This window comes from Paracoccus sp. KR1-242, from assembly GCF_049446195.1.
Taxonomy (GTDB): Bacteria; Pseudomonadota; Alphaproteobacteria; order Rhodobacterales; family Rhodobacteraceae; genus Paracoccus; species Paracoccus broussonetiae.
Window position 1 is genome coordinate 87,428 of record NZ_JBMSED010000008.1, and the last position, 18,537, is coordinate 105,964.

Sequence of the window (18,537 nt, forward strand, 5' to 3'; positions counted from 1 at the left end):
CGCGGAACGCAAGCCATGAGACTGCGGGCCGCGGCGACGAGCGGACATTATCATCAGCCATAGGCCGCCAGAATGCAGCGCCGCGCCGCAATCAGCCCGTCTTGGCATCTGCCGCAGATCCGCGATCCGTGGTTACGGACCCTTGTGCAGGTGAAGCAATCAGCGGCAATCTCCGCATTTCCCCTGCGACGCTGAACCCCTCAGCCCAGCCGGCCCCACAGATCGTATTCGCCCGCCTCGTCCACGGTCACACTGACGATGTCGCCGGGGGTCAGATCCTCGAATCCCTCGTCGATGAACAGGTTGCCGTCGATTTCGGGGGCATCGGCCTTGGTGCGGCAGGTCGCGCCTTCGGCATCGACGCTGTCGACGATCACGTCGATGCGGTGGCCAACCTTGGCGGCCAGCTTGGCCTCGGAAACGGCCTGCGCCTTTTCCATGAAGCGGTCCCAGCGGTCCTGCTTGACTTCGGCGGGCACATGGTCGGGCAGGTCGTTGGCCCGCGCACCCTTGACGTTTTCGTATTGGAAGCAGCCGACGCGATCCAGTTGCGCCTCGTCCAGCCAATCGAGCAGCGTCTGGAACTCGGCCTCGGTCTCGCCGGGATAGCCGACGATGAAGGTCGAACGCAGGGTGATGTCCGGGCAGGCCGCGCGCCATGCCACGATCTCGTCCAGCGTTCGCGCCGCCGCCGCGGGGCGCGCCATGCGCTTCAGCGTGTCCGGGTGGGCGTGCTGGAAGGGAATGTCCAGATAAGGCAGCACCAGCCCTTCGGCCATCAGCGGGATCAGGTCGCGCACATGCGGATAGGGATAGACGTAATGCAGGCGCACCCATGCGCCAAGGCTGCCCAGATCGCGGGCGAGGTCGGTGATATGGGCGCGGTGGCCGCGCTCGGTCGCGTATTTGCGGTCGAGACCATAGGCCGAGGTATCCTGCGAGATCACCAGCAATTCGCGCACGCCGGCCTCGACCAGCTTCTCGGCCTCGCGCATCACCGCGTGCGCCGGGCGCGACACCAGCTTGCCGCGCATGTCGGGGATGATGCAAAACTTGCAGGCGTGGTTGCAGCCCTCGGAAATCTTGAGATAGCTGTAGTGGCGCGGGGTCAGGCTGACGCCGGAGGCCGGTAGCAGGTCGATGAACGGATCGGGGCTGGGCGGGACCGCGCCATGGACGGCATCCAGCACCTGTTCGTATTGCTGCGGACCCGTCACAGCCAGCACCGAGGGATGCGCGCCGGTGATGTATTCGGGCTCTGCCCCAAGGCAACCGGTCACGATGACCTTGCCGTTTTCGGCCAGCGCCTCGCCAATGGCCTGCAGGCTTTCCGCCTTGGCCGAATCGAGGAAACCGCAGGTGTTGACGATGACCGCGCCTGCACCCTTGTAGTCAGGGCTGATCGCGTAGCCTTCGGCGCGCAGGCGCGTCAGGATGCGTTCGCTGTCGACCAGCGCCTTGGGACAGCCAAGGCTGACCATGCCAATCGTGGGCTGCCCGTCCCTTCGAGTGGTGTCGAAGATCGGGCGGGGGGCTAGATCGGGGCGCAACAGGGGCGGGTTCTGGCTCATGATGGCGGCATATAGTGCGGCGCGGGCTGCTTGTTAAGCGGCAAGCGCCAGTTCGCGCACACACCGGAACGTCATTTCGCCTTGCGCGTTGGCTGAGGCATATCGCGTAAGGAAGAAGTTCAACATGTTGCTGTTCATGACCCGGATCCTCGCCTGCCTGACCCTTCTGCTGACCCTGCTGTCCCCGCTGACCGCCGAGGCGCAAAGCAGCGGCCGCGGAAAACCCATCGTCATCCTGAACGACAAGGGCGGGAACGTGGTCAAGACCATGAACCACCGCGAGAAGCTGGCGGCCAGCGGCCGCCCGGTCGAGATCCGCGGCTACTGCCGCTCGGCCTGCACGATGTACATCACCATGCCGAACGCCTGCCTTGGCCCCAAGGCGACGGTCGGCTTTCACGCGCCGCGCATCCCCGGAACCAAGATCATTCCCCCGGTCGTCGACCAGCTGATGGCGCGCTATTACCGCAACGGCATCCTGCGAAAGTGGAACGCCGAGTGGAAGCATTCGCTGAAAATGCACAAGATCAGCGCCCGCGAATATGTCCGGCTGGACCCGCAAACGCGACTTTGCCGCAGCTGACCCCAGATTCTTGGAATTAATCACGCGGTCTTGGGTTGCAAAACCACGCTGCGCCCCCCATTTATCGCGAGCCACGTTATTTCCATTGCACCCTGTCTCCTTTGTGGCTTCAGTCTGTGTTTTGATCTGACTGAGCCGGGTCGCCGCATGTTGCGGGCGACAAACACATAAGGAGACTACACGATGGCCAAGGGCACCGTGAAATGGTTCAACGCCACCAAGGGTTTCGGCTTCATCGCCCCCGAGAGCGGCGGCAAGGACGTGTTCGTCCACATCTCGGCGCTTGAGCGCGCCAACATCCGTCACCTCGAAGACGGTCAGGCTGTGACCTTCGAAGTCGAAGCCGGCCGTGACGGTCGTCAGTCGGCACGCGATCTCGCGCTGGCCTAAGGCCGCGCCACGACGCCGATGACAAAGGCTCCGGCCGATCCCGGCCGGGCCAACCCTGTGGAGGAGGACCACATGGCTTCGAGGAAAGGCACCGACGGACTGTTTCGTTCCCCTGCCCCGCTGACGGCAATGGATCGCACCACGTCCGAGGCGCGGCACATCATCGACGAACAGACTGCACGCCGCCAGGAGCTGACGGCCAAGCTGCGCGCCGAGCGAATGGCACGGGATGCAGGCGCCAATGCGCACGCACCCGCAACCAAGGCCCCCGAAACCTAGGTCAAGGCACCTACCCGCCACCTGATTCGCATTTTCCTTGGGAAATTACGGCTGCGGCGAGTCCGGGCGCTCATACCCCATTCAGAAATGGTTGCTGATCCGCGGCGGATGACCGCGCGGAGCCGCGATCTTTTGCACCATCAAACCCACTCCGAACAACGAAAGGCCGGAATGTCGAGCAAGAAAAGCATCAGAAGAAACGCCACCCGCAAGCAGCAGGCGCAACGTCGCCTTGCGATCATGTACCGCGAAAAGCGGGACCATCAAACCGAAGCCACCCCGCCGCTGCGCGGAGAGGTCGAACCGGCGATGCGGGCCCAAGCGCTGGCCTGAACCCGAAGCCGGATCCGGAAGCGGCGCGTTATTCGCGCAGCCGCCATCCCGTCAGGAAGATCCAGCGAATCGCCGCCATGCAGGCGAAGATCATCAGCGCGACCGCAACCAGCGATACGCCCACCGGCACGTCCGCCAGATCGAAGAAGGCCCAGCGGAACCCCGAGATCAGGTAAAGAACCGGGTTCAGCTTGGCGACACCTTCCCAGAAGGGCGGTAGCATCGAGGCCGAGTAGAAGGCCCCGCCCAGGAATACCAGGGGCGTGATGACCATCATCGGCACGATCTGAAGCTGTTCGAAGCTTTTTGCCCAAAGCCCGATGATGAATCCCAGCAGCGAAAAGGCAGTCGCCGTCAGGATCAGGAAGGCGAGCATCCAGAACGGGTGCGCGATATGGACCCCGTTGAACCAGAAGCTGGTCAGCAGGATCACCAGCGCGATCATCACCGCCTTGGTCGCGGCGGCGCCGACAAAGCCCAGCGTCACCTCGATCCAGCCGGTGGGTGCGACCAGGTATTCATAGATCGTCCCCGAGAATTTGGGGAAATAGATCCCGAAGCTGGCATTGCTGACCGACTGCTGCAGTACGGTCAGCATCATCAGCCCCGGCACGATGAAGGCACCATAGCGCACCCCCTCGACCGACTGGATTCGTCCACCGATGGCTGCGCCGAAAACCACAAAGTACAGCACCGTCGACAGGACCGGTGAGGCCAGGGATTGCCAGACGGTGCGGAAGAAACGGGCCATCTCATGTGTGTACATGGCACGGACGGAATGCCAGTTCATCATGCGACGGCCTCCTTCGGCTTGTCCTCGACAAGGGACATGAAGATTTCTTCCAGATTGCTCTGCTTGGTGGCCACGTCACGTACGGCGATGCCGTGCTGCGTCAGGTCGCCCAGCAGGCGCGCGATGCCGGTGCGGTCGGCATGGGTGTCGTATTCATAGCCAAGCTGCAATCCGTCCGACGAAAGCGTCAGGCCGCGTGCAGCCAGATCCGCAGGCAGGGCGGGGAGCGGGTCGTATAGCTCGATCGTCAGGTGCTTCCTGCCGAATTCGCCCATCAGTTCGGCCTTGGGCTTGACCAGCAGCAACTCGCCCCGGTTGATGACGCCGACGCGGTCGGCCATGTCCTCGGCTTCCTCAAGGTAATGCGTGGTCAGGATGATGGTCACGCCCTCGGCCCGCAATTCGCGGACCACCTGCCACATCTCGCGGCGCAAGGTGACGTCGACGCCCGCCGTCGGTTCGTCAAGGAACAGGACCTTGGGGCGATGCGACAGGGCCTTGGCGATCAGGACACGTCGCTTCATGCCGCCGGACAGCTCGCGCGTCTTGGCGTCGCGCTTTTCCCAAAGGGCAAGGCTGCGCAGCAGTCGTTCGATATACGCCTCGTCCGGGCCTTCGCCATAAAGGCCGCGGGTAAAGCGGACGCAGTCGATGACCTTCTCGAACGGCTCCAGCGCGATTTCCTGCGGCACCAGGCCGATCAGCTTGCGCGCCGCACGCCAGTTCTTGCGGATATCGTGGCCGCCGACGCGCACCGTGCCCCCGGTTGGCGAGACAAGGCCGCAGATGATCGAGATCAGCGTGGTCTTGCCCGCGCCGTTCGGGCCGAGGAGCGCAAGAATTTCGCCCTCGTCGATGTTCAGGGTCACGTCATTCAGCGCCGCCGTTCCGCTGTCGTAGCGCTTGGAGAGATGGTCAATCTCGATAATGGAACTCATTGCGGATCCTATTCGTGAAAGGTGCCGGGACGGGCGGCGCGTTCGCGGTCATGACCGGCGCGTGGCCCTCGTCCGGCCCAAAAGGCAAGTCCCGGCGAAAACGCCGGGCCGGTCCGAGATAGGGATTGCCCCCGCTGGGGACAATGCCCCCCGTCAGTTTGCGTGTTTCTGCCCGGCAAGCGCCGCAGCGCCACCCGCCTCGTTGAAAAGACGCAAGCTGGCGGTCTCGATCCGGTCTGTCAGCTGAGCCATCGCCGCCTCGACCGAGGTATCGGCGGTGATTGCGGGCAGGAATTCGACCACCGCGACGCCCGGACGGATGGGGAAGCCGCGCTTGGGCCAGAACAGGCCGCAATTGACCGCGACGGGAATGATGGGCAGGCCCGTGCTGTGCTGGACCAGCGCCACGCCGGGTTTGTAGGGGGCCGAACTGCCCGGCCGCGTCCGCGTCCCTTCGGGATAGAAGATCAGCTGGCCCAGCCCTTGCGGCTTGGCCCGTGCGGCCGCGACGCCCGTGGTGATCTGGCGCATCGCCTCGCTTCCACGGGCACGGTCGATCGGGATGCTGCCGACCTTGCGCGCGAACCACCCCATGACGGGCACGTTCAGCACCTCGCGCTTCATCACGAAGGCGCGGCGCGGGCATGCCTGCGCGATGGCGAGGATGTCGAGAAAGCTTTGATGCTTGGCCGCGACCAGCAGGTCGCCTGCCGGGGGCGTGCCCCGGTATTCGACCCGGATCCCGGCGATCACGCGTGCCCCGCCCATCATCAGGCGCAACCAGCGGGTCGCGGTGCGCTGCGCATTGGCCCCGTCGATCAGGGTGCCGGGCAAGCCGACCAGACCGACCAGCAGGGTCATGACCGCAGCGTAAAGATAAAATGCCCCCGTCCGCAGCCAGTCGATGGCCGAGGCCGGGCGTGGACGATAGGCCGGTTGCATCAGCGCACCTCCCGCAACATCCGAAGCGCCGCCGAACGCGTGGCGGCAAAGCCGATTGCACCCGCAGCGACTGGGATCAGAAGCGGCCAAAGCCAGCCCCAGCCCTGAAAACCCAGCCCGGTCAGGAAGCCGCCGGCCTCGTCCGCAGCGGGCAAGGCCCAGACAGCCGCCATGCCCAGCAGCGTTCCGCCCGCTGCCCCGGTCGCGGCGCGACGGGTGAAACGGCGCACGAAGGCGGTGGCGATGGTGATGTCGCGCGCCCCGATCAGGCGCAGGACGCGGATCACCTGACCGTTCGCCGCCAGCGCGGCCTTGGCCGCCAGCGTGATCATCGCACCCGAGGCCGCCGCGATCAGCAACAGCGAGAAAAAGCCCAGATAGCGCAGGCGCGACGCGGCGGTGACCAACGGCTCGCGCCAACGGGTATGGTCGTCCAGAACGGCGGCGGGCACTTCTCCCTGCAGGCGCAGGCGCAGGGCATCGGCATCGAACCCCTCGGGTGCCTCGCGGATCTCGACCAGGCGCGGGATCGGCAGGGCGTCGACGGGCATGTCGGGACCGAACCACGGCTCCAGCAGCTTTTCGACCTCGGTATCGGGCAGAAGACGGCTTTCGGCGATGCCGGGCGTGGTTTTCAGAACTTCCATCACCGTCACGGTCTGGTCGTCGATCTGGTCCTGCGGCGCCGAGATGCGGACCGTCACGGTCTGCGCCAGTTCCGAGGACCAGCGCTCCGCCAGCCGCCCCGTCGCCAAGGCCAGCGCCAGCGCGAAGACCGCAAGAAACGCCATCGCCGCCGCCGAGAACACGGTCAGCTGCGCGGTGAACCCGGTCGGGGGAACGACACGGTCGGTCCCGGTCGCGTCGGGACGTGCCAGCCCGCGCCACAGCGCCGCGAGATCAAGGCTTTTCAGGTCACGCCGGCTCATAGGTCCGCCCCCGCCAGTTGCAGGCGCTTGCCCGCGATCCTCAGCACCCGCGCCTGTACATGCTGCTTGGCCGCGCGGATCAGGTGCATGTCATGGGTCGCGAACAGTACGGACTTGCCGGAATGGTTCAGCTCGACCAGCAGTTGCAGAAGGCGCATCGACATGTCCCAGTCAAGATTGCCGGTCGGCTCGTCCGCGATGATCAGGTCGGGCGACATGACGACGGCGCGGGCCAGCGCCGCGCGCTGGCGTTCGCCCCCAGACAGCGACGGCGGCAGCGACCGGCTCAGCGGGGCAAGCTGCACCCAGTTCAGCAGGTCGCCAAGCGCCGGCATCTCGACCGGCTCGCCCGCGACGATCAGCGGCAGGGCGACATTCTCGGCCACGGGCATGTGGTCCAGGAACTGGGTATCCTGGTGAACGACGCCGACCCTGCGACGCAAAGCGGCGATGCCGTCGCGGGACAACGCGGTCACGTCCTCTCCAAAAGCCGTCATCCGTCCGCTTGAGGGCAGCAGATCCGCATAGCAAAGCCGCAGGAAGGTGGTCTTGCCCGAACCCGAAGGACCGGTCAGGAAATGGAACGATCCCGGCTGCAGGCTGAGCGACATGTCCACCAGCAGCGGATCCCCTCCGCTGTAGCCAAAGGTCAGGTTCTGCATCTCGATCACTGGGGTCCCCTTCCTGCGGGCTTCTTGGCTCGCCCTTCGGGGCTTGATAGAACAGTCCGGCGGCGAATGCGAGACGCAGCCATGATCGCTCATCGCAATCACGAACGGCCAAGAAAGACACGGAATGCGCCTGACCTGTCCCCGTTGCGAAGCCCAGTATGAAATCCCGGAATCCGCGATTCCGGCCGCAGGGCGCGAGGTCGAGTGTTCGGCCTGCAGCCAGGTCTGGTTCCAGCCCGGCCCCGATTCCCCGCAATCCGCGGGCGAAGGCGCATCGCGCGCCGATTACGATCCCGATGCGCGCCCGGCGCTGAACCAGCCCCTGCACGAATCGATCCTGTCGATCCTGCGTGAGGAAACCGCCCGTGAACTCTCGGCCCGCCGGTCCGGTCCTCGCACCGATGCGGAAACCGGCGCACCCGGCGGTGACGATCACATTGCCGCGACTGGGACCGATCCGGACCTTGCGGGCGGGTTTCGTCGGGGCGGTCCGTCGCAACTGCCCGATCCGCGCGACATCGAATGGCCGGTCGCAACGGTCATCCTGCCGGGCGAGCCGCTGCCCCGACCCGAGCCCGCAGCGACCGAGCAGCCCATTCCCGATGCCGACGCGGCGCCCACCGTCGTGGATGAGCCTGTGCCCGAGCCGGAACCGCAGCCCGAACCCGAAGCGCCCACCCCGCCCCCCGCATCTGATCCAGAGCCCGAGCGGGTCGCACCCGCCCTGCCCGACGCCGCGCGCCTTGCGGCGACGCTTCTGCGCCATAAGCAGGACGAGGACGACAAGGATGCCGCACCGGCCGAAGCTGACGGCGGTGCACCCATCGTCACCGCCCCCATGCTGTCGCGCCCTGCGCCCGCCGAAGCAAAGCCTGCCCCCGTCCCCGCGGTGATCGAGCCACGAGAGGTGGCACTCGTCTCGCCGCAATCGGCGCTGGCAGAGCTGAACGAGGGGAAGCCCCGTTCAGGCTATGCCAAGGGTTTCGGGCTGGCGCTGGTGCTCGCGATGGCCCTGCTGGCCTTTTATGCGCTGGCCGGAACCTTCTCGACGCCGGGGGATGGCTCGTTCCTTGCCGAAACGCGGGCCGCAATGGACCAGGGGCGGCTTTGGCTGGCCGACCGGGTCGGTGCGCTGCTGTCGGGGGGAACCGGCGAGTAAGCCCTAGAAATTGTCGAGCAACCGACCCAGATAGTCGCGCTCATCCCGCGGACGTTCGCGTTCGCCGCTGCGACGGCGGATCTCATCCTGCAAGTCCCGGGCGCGCCGCGCCGGGTCCGGCCCTTCGGCCAGCGGTTCACCCGTGGTGATCGAGCTGCCGTTGCCGGCGGTCGAGCGGCCCAGCGGGTCCAGCGAGGGCTGCTGGCGATAGGCCTCGGCCAGACCGCGCTGGCCATTCCTTTCGCCCTCGGGGCCTTCGGGGCCGCCTTGCTGCTGGCCGGGCTGGGGTTGACCTTCCTGCCCCGGAGGCTGGTTCTGCGCCATCATGTGGCCAAGCGCGCGCATGCCTTCGCGCATGTTCTGGATGGCCTGTGCCTGACGGTCCATTGCCATTGCAGGATCGCGGTCGCGCAATGCCTGTTCGGCCTCCTCCATCGCGCGCCCAGCATCATCCAGACTGCGGCGGGCCTGTTCCCCCTGCGGCGTGCCACGGCCGGGCAAAAGCCCGCGCTGGCGCCCCAGTTCCTCGCGCAGCGCGCGCTGGCGTTCGGCCAGGCTTTGCTGACCCTGCCCGTCCTGTCCCTGGCCGTCCTGCTGCTGTCCTTCTTGCTGCTGGCCGCCTTGCTGCTGACTATCCTGCTGCCACTGGCCGTATTGGTCCTGCATGTCGCGCATGGCTTCGTCGGCCAGATCCTGCTGGTCGCGCAGGGTCTGGGCCAACCGGTCCATCGGGCGCTGGCGCCCCCCTCCTTGTCCGGGGGCCTGCGTGACCTGCATATTCTGCATCATGCGGTTGAACTGATCCAGCAACTGCTGCGCCTCGGCCATGCGGCCCTCGTTCATCAGGCGCTGGATCTCGTCCATCATCTGCTGGATCTGGTCGCCGGTGATCTCGCGGCCCTGCTGGGGCGAGCGGTCGAAGCGTTCGGACGGGTCCTGACCTTTCTGCGCCAGCATGTCGGTATAGGCATCGGTCGCCTTGCGCAGTTCATCCATCAGGCGCTGGATCTCGTCCGGGCTGGCGCCGTTGCGGATGGCCTCGGACAGCCGCTCCTGCGCCTGCTGCATTCGCTGCAGAGCATCGGCAAGGCCGCCATCCTCAAGTGCGACGGCCGCGTCCCACAGCACCTGCGCCAGGCGGTTGCGATCCTCGTCATCCAGCGGACCGGCCTCCAGCGTGGCGATCGCGCCCTTAAGACCCAGGGCCAGGTCCTGCTCCATGAAGCCTTCGGGTTGCCAGCTGATCGTGCGCAGGATCTGGGCGCTGCGCCGAGCATTCTCGCGCGACCACAGCAGGTCGCGCCGGATCTCGATCAGGGCGGCGGCAAGCGGATCGAAGAAGCGCCGCCCCGGAAGCAGCATGTGGACAGGGGCCGAGGCGCCGGTCTGGTCGATCCCGTCGCTGACCTCCAGCGAGACCGTGACCGGCAGGTTGGCCCAGGGGTGGCGGGCCAGATCGGTCGAAAGCTGGCCGCGCAACTGCTTGCGGCTGCCGGTCGCGGGCAAAGGCAGGTCGATCTGCAATTCCTCGCGCGGTTCGGGGTCGATGGCCAGTCCAAAGCGGCGGTCCAGCGCATTCATGTCCAGCGCGATCCGCGCCTTGCCCGATACCACGCCATTGTCATCCGAGGCGGCGAAGGGCTGGACGAAATGCCCGTCCGCGCGCCGTTCCGGTGCCACGACCGGCTCGACCGTCGGCGGTGCATCCGGAATGACCGTCACGGGAAACTGGCGTCCCGCGATCTCGACCAGTCCATCACGCTCGGCCATGATTTCGGGCGCGGCGGGATCAGTTCCGGGCACCGCGCGGCCAATGGTCTGGGCCAGTTCGGCCCCCTCGCCATACAGGCGGAAGCTCAGCTTCGATCCTTGCGGCAGGTCCAGCACCTGCCCTTCGGGCAGCGCGTTCAGATAGATCGTCGGGCGGCGGGTATAGGCGGGCGGCTCGGCCCAGCCTTCCCAGCCGGGCGTCGCATCCATGCCTGGGGTGGCACCCGGCGCAGGGCGGAATGTCGCGCCCAGCGCGGCGATTCCCAGTCCCAACTGCCCCGCTGGCGCGAAAAGCAGCGCCATGACCAGCGCGACCAGCCCGACCAGCCGCAACCCGACCGGATCACGCCAGCGCAGCCGCGCATCGGGAATGACCGGCCGCGCCTCCTCGGCCTCGCGCGCCATGCGGGCAAGATGGGCCTGCCACAGCGCCTCGGCGCCGCCATCCTCTCGTCCGATGGCAACCTGATCGTGCAGCGCCGCCAGCGGGCGGCTTGGCAGGGTCGCATCGACCCTGGCACGCGCCTGCGCCGCACTTGGCCGCCACAGTCGCCGGGCGCCCCAAAGCGCGGACAGGACCAGCGCCAGAAGCGCGGCGAGCATGATCCAGAACAATGCGCGGGACGAGACCAGCTCGGCCGCGCCAAAGGCCAGCGCGGCCAGCACAAGCGCCAGCACGACGCCAAGGGGCCAGAAGGACGAGGCCAGCGATTCCCACCACATGCCCGCGCGGGTCAGTTCGACCGCGCGCCGCACAAGGGGGGAATCGGCCCGCCTCATGCGCCGCCACCCCCCTGCCCCGCCATCCAGTGGCGGGCGTCAGGACAAGGCAAAGCAGGCGCGCAGCGGGACGAAACGGTCAAAGCCATTCCGGGATGGTATCGCGTCCCAGCATTTCCTCAAGCGTCGGTCGCGGGCGGATGACGGCGAATTGATCCCCGCTGACCAGCACCTCGGGGACCAGCGGCCGGGAATTGTATTCCGAAGCCATGACCGCGCCATAGGCCCCCGCCGACCGCATGGCGACCAGATCCCCCGCCGCAAGCGCCGGAAGCTGGACCGCCTTTTCGAACGTATCGCCCGTCTCGCAGACCGGACCCACGACGTCGAAGGGCGCAACCGATGCGCCGGGAACCGATTCGACCACCGGGATGATGTCGTGATGGGCGGCATACATGGCGGGCCGTATCAGGTCGTTCATGGCCGCGTCGACGATCAGGAAATCCCGGCCCTCGCCCTCTTTCAGGTAGATCACCGAGGAGAGCAGGATCCCGGCATTGCCCGAGATGTTGCGCCCCGGCTCGATCTCGATCTCGCAGCCCAGATCGCCCACGGCATCGCGGATGACCTGCCCGTATTCGATCGGCAAGGGCGGTGCGTTGTTGTCGCGGCGATAAGGAATGCCGAGGCCACCGCCCATGTCGAGACGCCGGATGTCATGCCCGTCCGCGCGCAGCGCGCGGGTCAGGTCGGCCATCTTGGCATAGGCCTGACGGTAAGGTTCCAGATCGGTCAGCTGGCTGCCGATATGCATGTCGATGCCGACGACTTCGATCCCCGGCAGGCTGGCCGCGCGGGCGTAGACGTCACGCGCTTTCGCGATAGGAATGCCGAACTTGTTCTCGGACTTGCCGGTTGCGATCTTCTCATGCGTCTTTGCATCGACATCCGGGTTCACGCGGACCGCGATCGGCGCCACCACGCCCAGCGACGAGGCCACCTGCGACAGCAATTCCAGTTCGGGCTCGGATTCCACGTTGAACTGGCGGATACCGCCTTCCAGCACCATGCGCATTTCGGCCGCGGTCTTGCCGACGCCGGAAAAGACGATCCGTTCACCCGGAACGCCCGCCGCTTTGGCGCGGGCATATTCCCCGGCCGAAACGATATCCATGCCTGCGCCCAGACTGCCCAGCAGCTTCAGCACGGCAAGGTTCGAATTCGACTTGACCGCGAAGCAGACCAGATGGTCGGTCCAGGCCAGTGCTTCCTGGAACAGCTTGAAATGGCGCGTCAGCGTGGCCGTCGAATAGACATAGACCGGGGTACCGACCTCGGCCGCGATGCGGGTCAGGGGAACGTCTTCGGCGTGAAGCAGGCCGTCGACGTAGTTGAAGTGATCCATCAGGTGATCCTGCGAGAGCGGATGAAAAGATAAAGCGGCAGGGCGCAGCCGATCCCCAGCGCCAGTGCCGGAAAGGTCAGAAAGGCCAACCAGTTGCGGCGGACCATGGTTTCGATCATGCACCACAGCCCCAGCGTGACCTGCGCCACGATTTCGGCCGTGCGGATGCCTTGCCACATGGTCTCGTGCTGTCCCAGCGCCAAAGCGGCCCCGGCCAGCGCCAGCGCCAGCCACAGCAGCCTGAGCGGCGTCAGGTCAGATCTTGGAGACGACACCGAACCGCGCCTCGCCACTGACATGGACGCCCGGCTCGGGGGTGGGTTCGGGCCGCGTCGGCGGGCCGTCCACGCCACAGGCCGCAAGCGTGGCCAGGATCAGCGCGAAAAGCGCGATCAGAAGGGTATGGTTCATGCATCACTCTCCATCGCTTCCGTCCAGCGGCCGATCTGGGCACGGACCTGCGCGGGCGCGGTGCCGCCATAGCTCATGCGCGAGGCGACCGAGTTGTGGACGCCCAGCACCTTGAACACGTCCGCCGTGATCGCCGGGTTGACCGACTGCATCTGTTCCAGGGTCAGTTCGGGCAGGTCGACGCCCGATTTCTCGGCCAGCGCAACCAGCGCTCCGGTGACGTGGTGGGCATCGCGGAAAGGCAGCCCGGCTTCGCGAACCAGCCAGTCGGCCAGATCGGTCGCGGTCGAGAAGCCCGAGCCGGCCGCGGCCTCAAGCCGGTCGCGGTTTGCGGTCAGGTCCGACAGCATCCCGGTCATCGCCGCCAGCGCCAGCATCAGGTTGTCGGCGGCGTCGAAGACCTGTTCCTTGTCCTCCTGCATGTCCTTGGAATAGGCCAAGGGCAGGCCCTTCATCACCACGAACAGCGCGACGGCAGCACCCAGAATCCGCCCGATCTTGGCGCGGATCAGTTCGGCCGCGTCGGGGTTCTTCTTCTGCGGCATGATGGACGAGCCGGTCGAGAAACGGTCCGACATGGTGACGAAGCGGAACTGGGCCGAGGACCAGATCACCAGTTCCTCCGCCAGACGCGACAGGTGGACGGCACAGATCGCGGCACTGGACAGGAATTCCAGCGCGAAGTCGCGGTCGCTGACCGCGTCAAGGCTGTTCGCCATCGGCCGGTCGAAACCCAGCGCCTTTGCCGTCGCATGCCGGTCGATCGGGAAACCCGTCCCGGCAAGCGCCGCCGCGCCCAAGGGGGATTCGTTCATGCGCTTGCGGGCATCGCGGAAGCGCGACAGGTCGCGGCCGAACATCTCGACATAGGCCATCATGTGATGGCCCCAGGTCACAGGCTGCGCGGTTTGCAAATGGGTAAAGCCGGGCATGACCCAGTCCGCGCCCTTTTCAGCCTGCGCCAGCGCGGCCCGGATCAGCGCGTCCAGCCCCGCGATCACCGCATCGCACTGGTCGCGCACCCACAGCCGGAAATCGGTCGCCACCTGGTCATTGCGCGACCGCGCGGTGTGCAGCCGCCCCGCGGGTTCGCCGATGATCTCTTTCAGGCGGGATTCCACATTCATGTGAATGTCTTCCAGCGCGGTCGAAAACGGGAAACCGCCCTTCTCGATCTCTGACAAGACCGTGAGAAGGCCTTCCCCGATGGCGTCGGCATCGCTACTGCTGATGATGCCTTGTGCGGCCAGCATCGCCGCATGGGCGCGGCTGCCCCGGATGTCCTGGGCATAGAGCCGCTGGTCGAATCCGATCGAGGCATTGATCGCCTCCATGATCGCGTCCGGCCCGGCGGCGAAACGTCCACCCCACATCTGGTTGGCGGTGCTGGCGGGCTGCTCGGTCATGGCTGGTCCTTCGGGGGGTGGAATGCTGCGTTCGCTGGTTCTTTATACGGCACTGATGATCGGTGCAAACCCGGCCTTCGCCGGAGAAATCGACTGGCAGGCCGCGCATGACGGCGGGCTTGCGAAACTGCAGCAGACCGATCCCGCCCTGGTGCCCGAAACCACCTTCACCGACCCCGACGGCGGCACCCACTCGTTGAAGGACTATCGCGGCAAGGTCGTTCTGCTGAACTTCTGGGCGACCTGGTGCGCGCCCTGCCGCGAAGAGATGCCCTCGCTGGACAAGCTGCAGGCCGAAATGGGCGGCGACGATTTCCAGGTCGTGCCGATCGCCGCAGGCCACAATCCCCCGCCCGCGATCAAGAAGTTCCTGGAGGAAGCCGGGGTCCGGAACCTGCCCGTCCTGCTGGACCCGCGCCAGGGCCTGGCGCGGGAAATGGGCGTGATGGGGATGCCCGTCACCATCGTGATCGACCGCGACGGCAACGAGATCGCGCGCCTGATCGGCGGGGCGGACTGGTCCTCTGACGCGGCCAAGGCGCTTATCCGGCAGGCGACAGCGCCCTGACGGGGCCGTGGCAGTGGCAGTCGGCGACGTGGTCGTTGATCAGCCCGCAGGCCTGCATGAAGGCATAGGTGATGACCGGGCCGCAGAATTTGAAGCCGCGCTTTTTCAATGCCTTGGCCATCGCCTCTGACTCGGGGCTTTTCGTCGGGACATCGGACAGGCTGGCCGGGGCATTCTGGATAGGGCTGCCGCCGACGAATGACCAGATGAAGGGTGAGAAACCTTCGGCCGCCTCGATTTCCAGATAAGCGCGTGCCCCGGTCACGGCGGCCTCGATCTTGCCGCGATGGCGGATGATGCCGGGATTTTGCAGCGCGCGGGCAATCTCGGGTTCGCCCCAACGGGCAACGCGCTCCGGGTCGAACCCCTCGAAGCAGTCACGAAACGAGTCGCGCTTGCGCAGGATGGTGATCCAGCTGAGGCCCGCCTGGAACCCGTCCAGCACCAGCTTTTCCCACAAGGCGCGCGAGTCGTATTCGGGGACGCCCCATTCCGTGTCGTGATAGGCGACGTAAAGCGGATCGGTCCCGCACCAACCGCAGCGGACAAGTTCGGACATGCTTTGTTAACCTCGACTCCAGTTAGCCCCCCAGCTTTACCCGATCTTAGGAGATGATCGCCAGACTTCGGGCCGAAGGCAGGAGTGGTGGGATGACAGAACATATGGAATCGGGACAGGAATTCGGCTCTCCGCTGGAATTCGCCATCGATCACCAGTCGCGCATGACCATGGCGACGGTGCGTCGGGCGGTCGCGCGCGGTGACGCGGTGCTGGCCTATCAGCCGATCGTCCGTTCGGAGCAGCCGCAACAGACCGCGTTTCACGAAGGGCTGGTGCGCATCATCGATGAAACCGGACGCATCGTGCCCCTGCGTGACTTCATGGGCCTGGCGGAGACGACGGAACTGGGTCGCCAGATCGACTGCATCTCGCTCGGCCTGGGCTTGGAGGCGCTGGGACAGGATCCCTCGTTGCGGCTGTCGATCAACATGTCCGCGCGCTCGATCGGCTATCCGCAATGGCTGCGGACGCTGCGCACCGGCATCGCAGGCGATGTCAGCATCGCCGAGCGCCTGATCCTTGAGATCACGGAAAGCTCGGCCATGGGGATGCCCGAGATCGTGGGCCCCTTCATGCAGGAATTGCAGGCCCAAGGCGTCAGCTTTGCACTGGACGATTTCGGGGCGGGCTATACCTCGTTCCGCTATCTGCGCGATTTCTGCTTCGACATGATCAAGATCGACGGCCAGTTCATCCGTGAAATCGCAAGTCAGCGCGACAATCAGGTGCTGGCCCGCGCGCTGCAATCCATCGCGCATCACTTCGACATGTTCACCGTCGCGGAATCGGTCGAGACGGCCGAGGATGCGGCCTTCCTGATCGGCATGGGTGTCGACTGCCTGCAAGGTTACTACTTCGGTGCGCCCACGATCGTCCCGCCGTGGCGGTCGCCGAATTCTTCGGCAAAACGCGGCTGATCGCCCGCCGGGAAAGCGATACGGCCCATCGGTCGCAGGGCCTGCGGCGCCCGCTTGACGTTACGGCATGAAACGGCAAGCTTCGGCTGACGCCAGACCCGTCACTCAGGAAGGAGCCTGACATGACTAATGCAGTGATCGTATCCGCGGCCCGCACCCCGGTGGGAAGTTTTCTGGGATCCTTCGCCAGTACCCCGGCGCACGAACTGGGCGCAGTCGTCCTGCGCGCCGTGCTGGAACGCGCGGGCGTCGATGCGGCCGAGGTGTCGGAGACGATCCTGGGCCAGGTCCTGACCGCCGGACAGGGCCAGAACCCCGCGCGCCAGGCCCATATCAAGGCCGGATTGCCGCAGGAATCGGCGGCGTGGCTTCTGAACCAGGTCTGCGGTTCGGGCCTGCGGGCGGTTGCCCTTGCCGCGCAGCAGGTCGTGCTGGGCGACGCGAAGATCGTCATCGCGGGCGGACAGGAATCGATGTCGCTGTCGCCCCATGCCGCCTATATCCGCGCCGGCCAGAAGATGGGCGACATGAAGATGCTGGACACGATGATCCGTGACGGCCTGTGGGACGCCTTCCACGACTATCACATGGGTCAGACGGCCGAGAACGTCGCCGCCAAGTGGGAGATCTCGCGCAACGTTCAGGACGAATTCGCCGTCGCCTCGCAGAACAAGGCCGAAGCCGCGCAAAAGGCCGGTCGCTTCGCCGACGAGATCGTGCCGGTGACACTGAAGACCCGCAAGGGCGATGTCTCGGTCGATGCCGACGAATACATCCGCCATGGCGCGACGCTGGACGCGATGGAAAAGCTGCGCCCCGCCTTTACGAAGGACGGGTCGGTGACGGCGGGCAACGCCTCGGGGCTGAATGACGGCGCCGCTGCGGTGCTGGTCATGTCCGAGGAAGAGGCGGCACGCAGGGGCCTGACCCCGCTTGCCCGCATCGCCTCCTACGCGACGGCGGGCGTCGATCCGGCGATCATGGGCTCGGGTCCGATCCCGGCCAGCCGCAAGGCGCTGGAAAAGGCGGGCTGGTCGGTCGGTGATCTTGGCCTTGTCGAAGCCAACGAGGCTTTTGCCGCCCAGGCCTGCGCGGTGAACAAGGACATGGGCTGGGATCCGTCGATCGTGAACGTGAACGGCGGCGCCATCGCCATCGGCCACCCGATCGGTGCCTCGGGCGCGCGCATTCTGAACACGCTTCTGTTCGAGATGAAGCGCCGTGACGCGAAAAAGGGCCTTGCCACGCTGTGCATCGGCGGCGGCATGGGCGTCGCCATGTGCCTTGAGCGCCCCTGATAAATTGCGGTGCGCAATTATCTTGCGCGCCAAAATATCCGTCGGTAACTTAATTTCACGGCAATTAAGATGATTGGAGGAATCATGGCGAAAGTCGCTTTGGTGACGGGGGGAACTCGCGGTATCGGCGCGGCCATCTCGAAGGCGCTGAAAGACGCGGGTTATGTTGTGGCCGCGAACTATGCCGGCAATGACGATGCCGCGCGGGCCTTCTCGGACGAGACCGGCATCAAGGTCTACAAGTGGTCGGTGGCTGATTACGACGCCTGCGAGGCAGGCATCCGCGCGGTCGAGGCAGAGCTTGGCCCGGTTTCGGTGCTGGTCAACAACGCCGGCATCACCCGGGACGCGATGTTCCACAAGATGACACCCCAGCAATGGAAAGAGGTCATCGACACGAACCTGACCGGTGTCTTCAACATGACCCATCCGCTGTGGTCGGGAATGCGCGACCGCAAGTTCGGCCGCATCGTCAACATCAGCTCGATCAACGGCCAGAAGGGCCAGGCCGGCCAGGCGAACTATTCCGCGGCGAAAGCGGGCGATCTTGGATTTACCAAGGCCCTGGCCCAGGAAGGCGCGCGGGCGGGCATCACCGTCAACGCGATCTGCCCCGGCTATATCGGGACTGAGATGGTCCGCGCCATCGACGAAAAGGTGCTGAACGAGCGCATCATCCCGCTGATCCCCGTCGGCCGCCTGGGCGAGCCCGAGGAAATCGCGCGCTGCGTGGTCTTCCTTGCGTCCGAGGATGCGGGCTTCATCACCGGCTCGACGCTGAGCGCGAACGGCGGGCAATTCGTCGTCTGACGCCCCCCAGCCAGGAAACGAGAACGGCCCGCGATGATCGCGGGCCGTTTTGCCTATATCATGTCGATATCCGTGAGGGGCC

21 protein-coding genes are annotated in these 18,537 nt (G+C 65.9%); 9 read left to right on the top strand and 12 right to left on the bottom strand.

The window, feature by feature from the left end:
* Positions 1 to 200: 200 nt before the first annotated feature.
* Positions 201 to 1,571, bottom strand: a complete 1,371-nt coding sequence (gene rimO, locus ACO2Q4_RS13025; RefSeq protein WP_423319753.1) for a 30S ribosomal protein S12 methylthiotransferase RimO — start codon at positions 1,569 to 1,571, stop codon at positions 201 to 203.
* Positions 1,572 to 1,695: 124 nt separating this feature from the next.
* Here rimO and ACO2Q4_RS13030 point away from each other — a divergent pair, with 124 nt between their 5' ends.
* The 4 genes from ACO2Q4_RS13030 (at position 1,696) to ACO2Q4_RS13045 (ending at position 3,156) form a co-directional block, all read left to right on the top strand.
* Complete coding sequence (locus tag ACO2Q4_RS13030; RefSeq protein ID WP_311757380.1) at positions 1,696 to 2,154, top strand: hypothetical protein; 459 nt, start codon at positions 1,696 to 1,698, stop codon at positions 2,152 to 2,154.
* Between the two features lie 183 nt (positions 2,155 to 2,337).
* Positions 2,338 to 2,544 carry a cold-shock protein gene (locus ACO2Q4_RS13035; protein WP_311757381.1) on the top strand — a complete coding sequence of 69 codons (207 nt, stop codon included), beginning with the start codon at positions 2,338 to 2,340 and terminating at the stop codon, positions 2,542 to 2,544.
* Between the two features lie 72 nt (positions 2,545 to 2,616).
* Entirely contained in the window at positions 2,617 to 2,823 is a 207-nt protein-coding gene (locus ACO2Q4_RS13040) for a hypothetical protein (RefSeq protein ID WP_311757382.1), read from the top strand.
* Between the two features lie 171 nt (positions 2,824 to 2,994).
* Positions 2,995 to 3,156, top strand: a complete 162-nt coding sequence (locus ACO2Q4_RS13045; protein ID WP_311757383.1) for a hypothetical protein — start codon at positions 2,995 to 2,997, stop codon at positions 3,154 to 3,156.
* Positions 3,157 to 3,184: 28 nt separating this feature from the next.
* Here ACO2Q4_RS13045 and ACO2Q4_RS13050 read toward each other — a convergent pair whose 3' ends face one another.
* The 5 genes from ACO2Q4_RS13050 to ACO2Q4_RS13070 form a co-directional block, all read right to left on the bottom strand.
* The gene (locus ACO2Q4_RS13050) at positions 3,185 to 3,946 is read right to left on the bottom strand and encodes an ABC transporter permease (RefSeq protein ID WP_311757384.1); all 762 of its coding nucleotides are present in this window, start codon (positions 3,944 to 3,946) and stop codon (positions 3,185 to 3,187) included.
* On the bottom strand, positions 3,946 to 4,887 hold the full coding sequence (locus ACO2Q4_RS13055) for an ABC transporter ATP-binding protein (protein ID WP_311757385.1): 942 nt from the start codon (positions 4,885 to 4,887) through the stop codon (positions 3,946 to 3,948). The genes ACO2Q4_RS13050 and ACO2Q4_RS13055 overlap by 1 nt, the downstream gene beginning before the upstream one ends.
* 153 nt (positions 4,888 to 5,040) lie before the next feature.
* Positions 5,041 to 5,829, bottom strand: a complete 789-nt coding sequence (locus ACO2Q4_RS13060; RefSeq protein WP_311757386.1) for a lysophospholipid acyltransferase family protein — start codon at positions 5,827 to 5,829, stop codon at positions 5,041 to 5,043.
* Positions 5,829 to 6,758 carry a cell division protein FtsX gene (locus tag ACO2Q4_RS13065; protein ID WP_311757387.1) on the bottom strand — a complete coding sequence of 310 codons (930 nt, stop codon included), beginning with the start codon at positions 6,756 to 6,758 and terminating at the stop codon, positions 5,829 to 5,831. Before ACO2Q4_RS13065 ends, ACO2Q4_RS13060 begins: the two co-directional genes overlap by 1 nt.
* Complete coding sequence (locus ACO2Q4_RS13070; protein ID WP_311757388.1) at positions 6,755 to 7,429, bottom strand: cell division ATP-binding protein FtsE; 675 nt, start codon at positions 7,427 to 7,429, stop codon at positions 6,755 to 6,757. The genes ACO2Q4_RS13065 and ACO2Q4_RS13070 overlap by 4 nt, the downstream gene beginning before the upstream one ends.
* A 124-nt stretch (positions 7,430 to 7,553) precedes the next feature.
* Between ACO2Q4_RS13070 and ACO2Q4_RS13075 the strand changes: the two genes are divergently transcribed.
* The gene (locus ACO2Q4_RS13075; RefSeq protein ID WP_423319759.1) at positions 7,554 to 8,588 is read left to right on the top strand and encodes a zinc-ribbon domain-containing protein; all 1,035 of its coding nucleotides are present in this window, start codon (positions 7,554 to 7,556) and stop codon (positions 8,586 to 8,588) included.
* 3 nt (positions 8,589 to 8,591) lie between these two features.
* On the opposite strand, the gene ACO2Q4_RS13080 is transcribed toward ACO2Q4_RS13075, so the two are convergent.
* The 5 genes from ACO2Q4_RS13080 to argH form a co-directional block, all read right to left on the bottom strand.
* Positions 8,592 to 11,138, bottom strand: coding sequence for a DUF4175 domain-containing protein (locus tag ACO2Q4_RS13080; RefSeq protein ID WP_423319761.1), 2,547 nt, complete (start codon positions 11,136 to 11,138; stop codon positions 8,592 to 8,594).
* A gap of 79 nt (positions 11,139 to 11,217) precedes the next feature.
* A complete protein-coding gene (gene lysA, locus ACO2Q4_RS13085) occupies positions 11,218 to 12,483 on the bottom strand; it encodes a diaminopimelate decarboxylase (RefSeq protein ID WP_311757391.1) in 1,266 nt (421 codons plus the stop codon).
* The gene (locus tag ACO2Q4_RS13090) at positions 12,483 to 12,758 is read right to left on the bottom strand and encodes a DUF2834 domain-containing protein (protein ID WP_311757392.1); all 276 of its coding nucleotides are present in this window, start codon (positions 12,756 to 12,758) and stop codon (positions 12,483 to 12,485) included. The genes lysA and ACO2Q4_RS13090 overlap by 1 nt, the downstream gene beginning before the upstream one ends.
* Entirely contained in the window at positions 12,739 to 12,894 is a 156-nt protein-coding gene (locus ACO2Q4_RS13095) for a hypothetical protein (protein ID WP_311757393.1), read from the bottom strand. Before ACO2Q4_RS13095 ends, ACO2Q4_RS13090 begins: the two co-directional genes overlap by 20 nt.
* Positions 12,891 to 14,300, bottom strand: a complete 1,410-nt coding sequence (gene argH / locus ACO2Q4_RS13100; protein ID WP_311757394.1) for an argininosuccinate lyase — start codon at positions 14,298 to 14,300, stop codon at positions 12,891 to 12,893. The genes ACO2Q4_RS13095 and argH overlap by 4 nt, the downstream gene beginning before the upstream one ends.
* A gap of 22 nt (positions 14,301 to 14,322) precedes the next feature.
* Between argH and ACO2Q4_RS13105 the strand changes: the two genes are divergently transcribed.
* Positions 14,323 to 14,868: a TlpA disulfide reductase family protein gene (locus ACO2Q4_RS13105; protein ID WP_311757395.1), complete on the top strand. Its 546-nt coding sequence runs from the start codon at positions 14,323 to 14,325 to the stop codon at positions 14,866 to 14,868.
* Here ACO2Q4_RS13105 and ACO2Q4_RS13110 read toward each other — a convergent pair.
* Complete coding sequence (locus ACO2Q4_RS13110) at positions 14,843 to 15,427, bottom strand: DNA-3-methyladenine glycosylase I (RefSeq protein ID WP_395130990.1); 585 nt, start codon at positions 15,425 to 15,427, stop codon at positions 14,843 to 14,845. The two genes, ACO2Q4_RS13105 and ACO2Q4_RS13110, sit on opposite strands and share 26 nt — an antisense overlap.
* A 92-nt stretch (positions 15,428 to 15,519) precedes the next feature.
* Between ACO2Q4_RS13110 and ACO2Q4_RS13115 the strand changes: the two genes are divergently transcribed.
* The 3 genes from ACO2Q4_RS13115 (at position 15,520) to ACO2Q4_RS13125 (ending at position 18,455) form a co-directional block, all read left to right on the top strand.
* Positions 15,520 to 16,347, top strand: a complete 828-nt coding sequence (locus ACO2Q4_RS13115) for an EAL domain-containing protein (protein WP_423319765.1) — start codon at positions 15,520 to 15,522, stop codon at positions 16,345 to 16,347.
* A gap of 122 nt (positions 16,348 to 16,469) precedes the next feature.
* Positions 16,470 to 17,645 (top strand): acetyl-CoA C-acetyltransferase, encoded by a 1,176-nt coding sequence (locus ACO2Q4_RS13120; RefSeq protein WP_423319767.1) that lies wholly within the window; start codon positions 16,470 to 16,472, stop codon positions 17,643 to 17,645.
* Positions 17,646 to 17,729: 84 nt separating this feature from the next.
* A complete protein-coding gene (locus ACO2Q4_RS13125; RefSeq protein WP_311757399.1) occupies positions 17,730 to 18,455 on the top strand; it encodes a beta-ketoacyl-ACP reductase in 726 nt (241 codons plus the stop codon).
* Positions 18,456 to 18,537 lie beyond the last annotated feature (82 nt).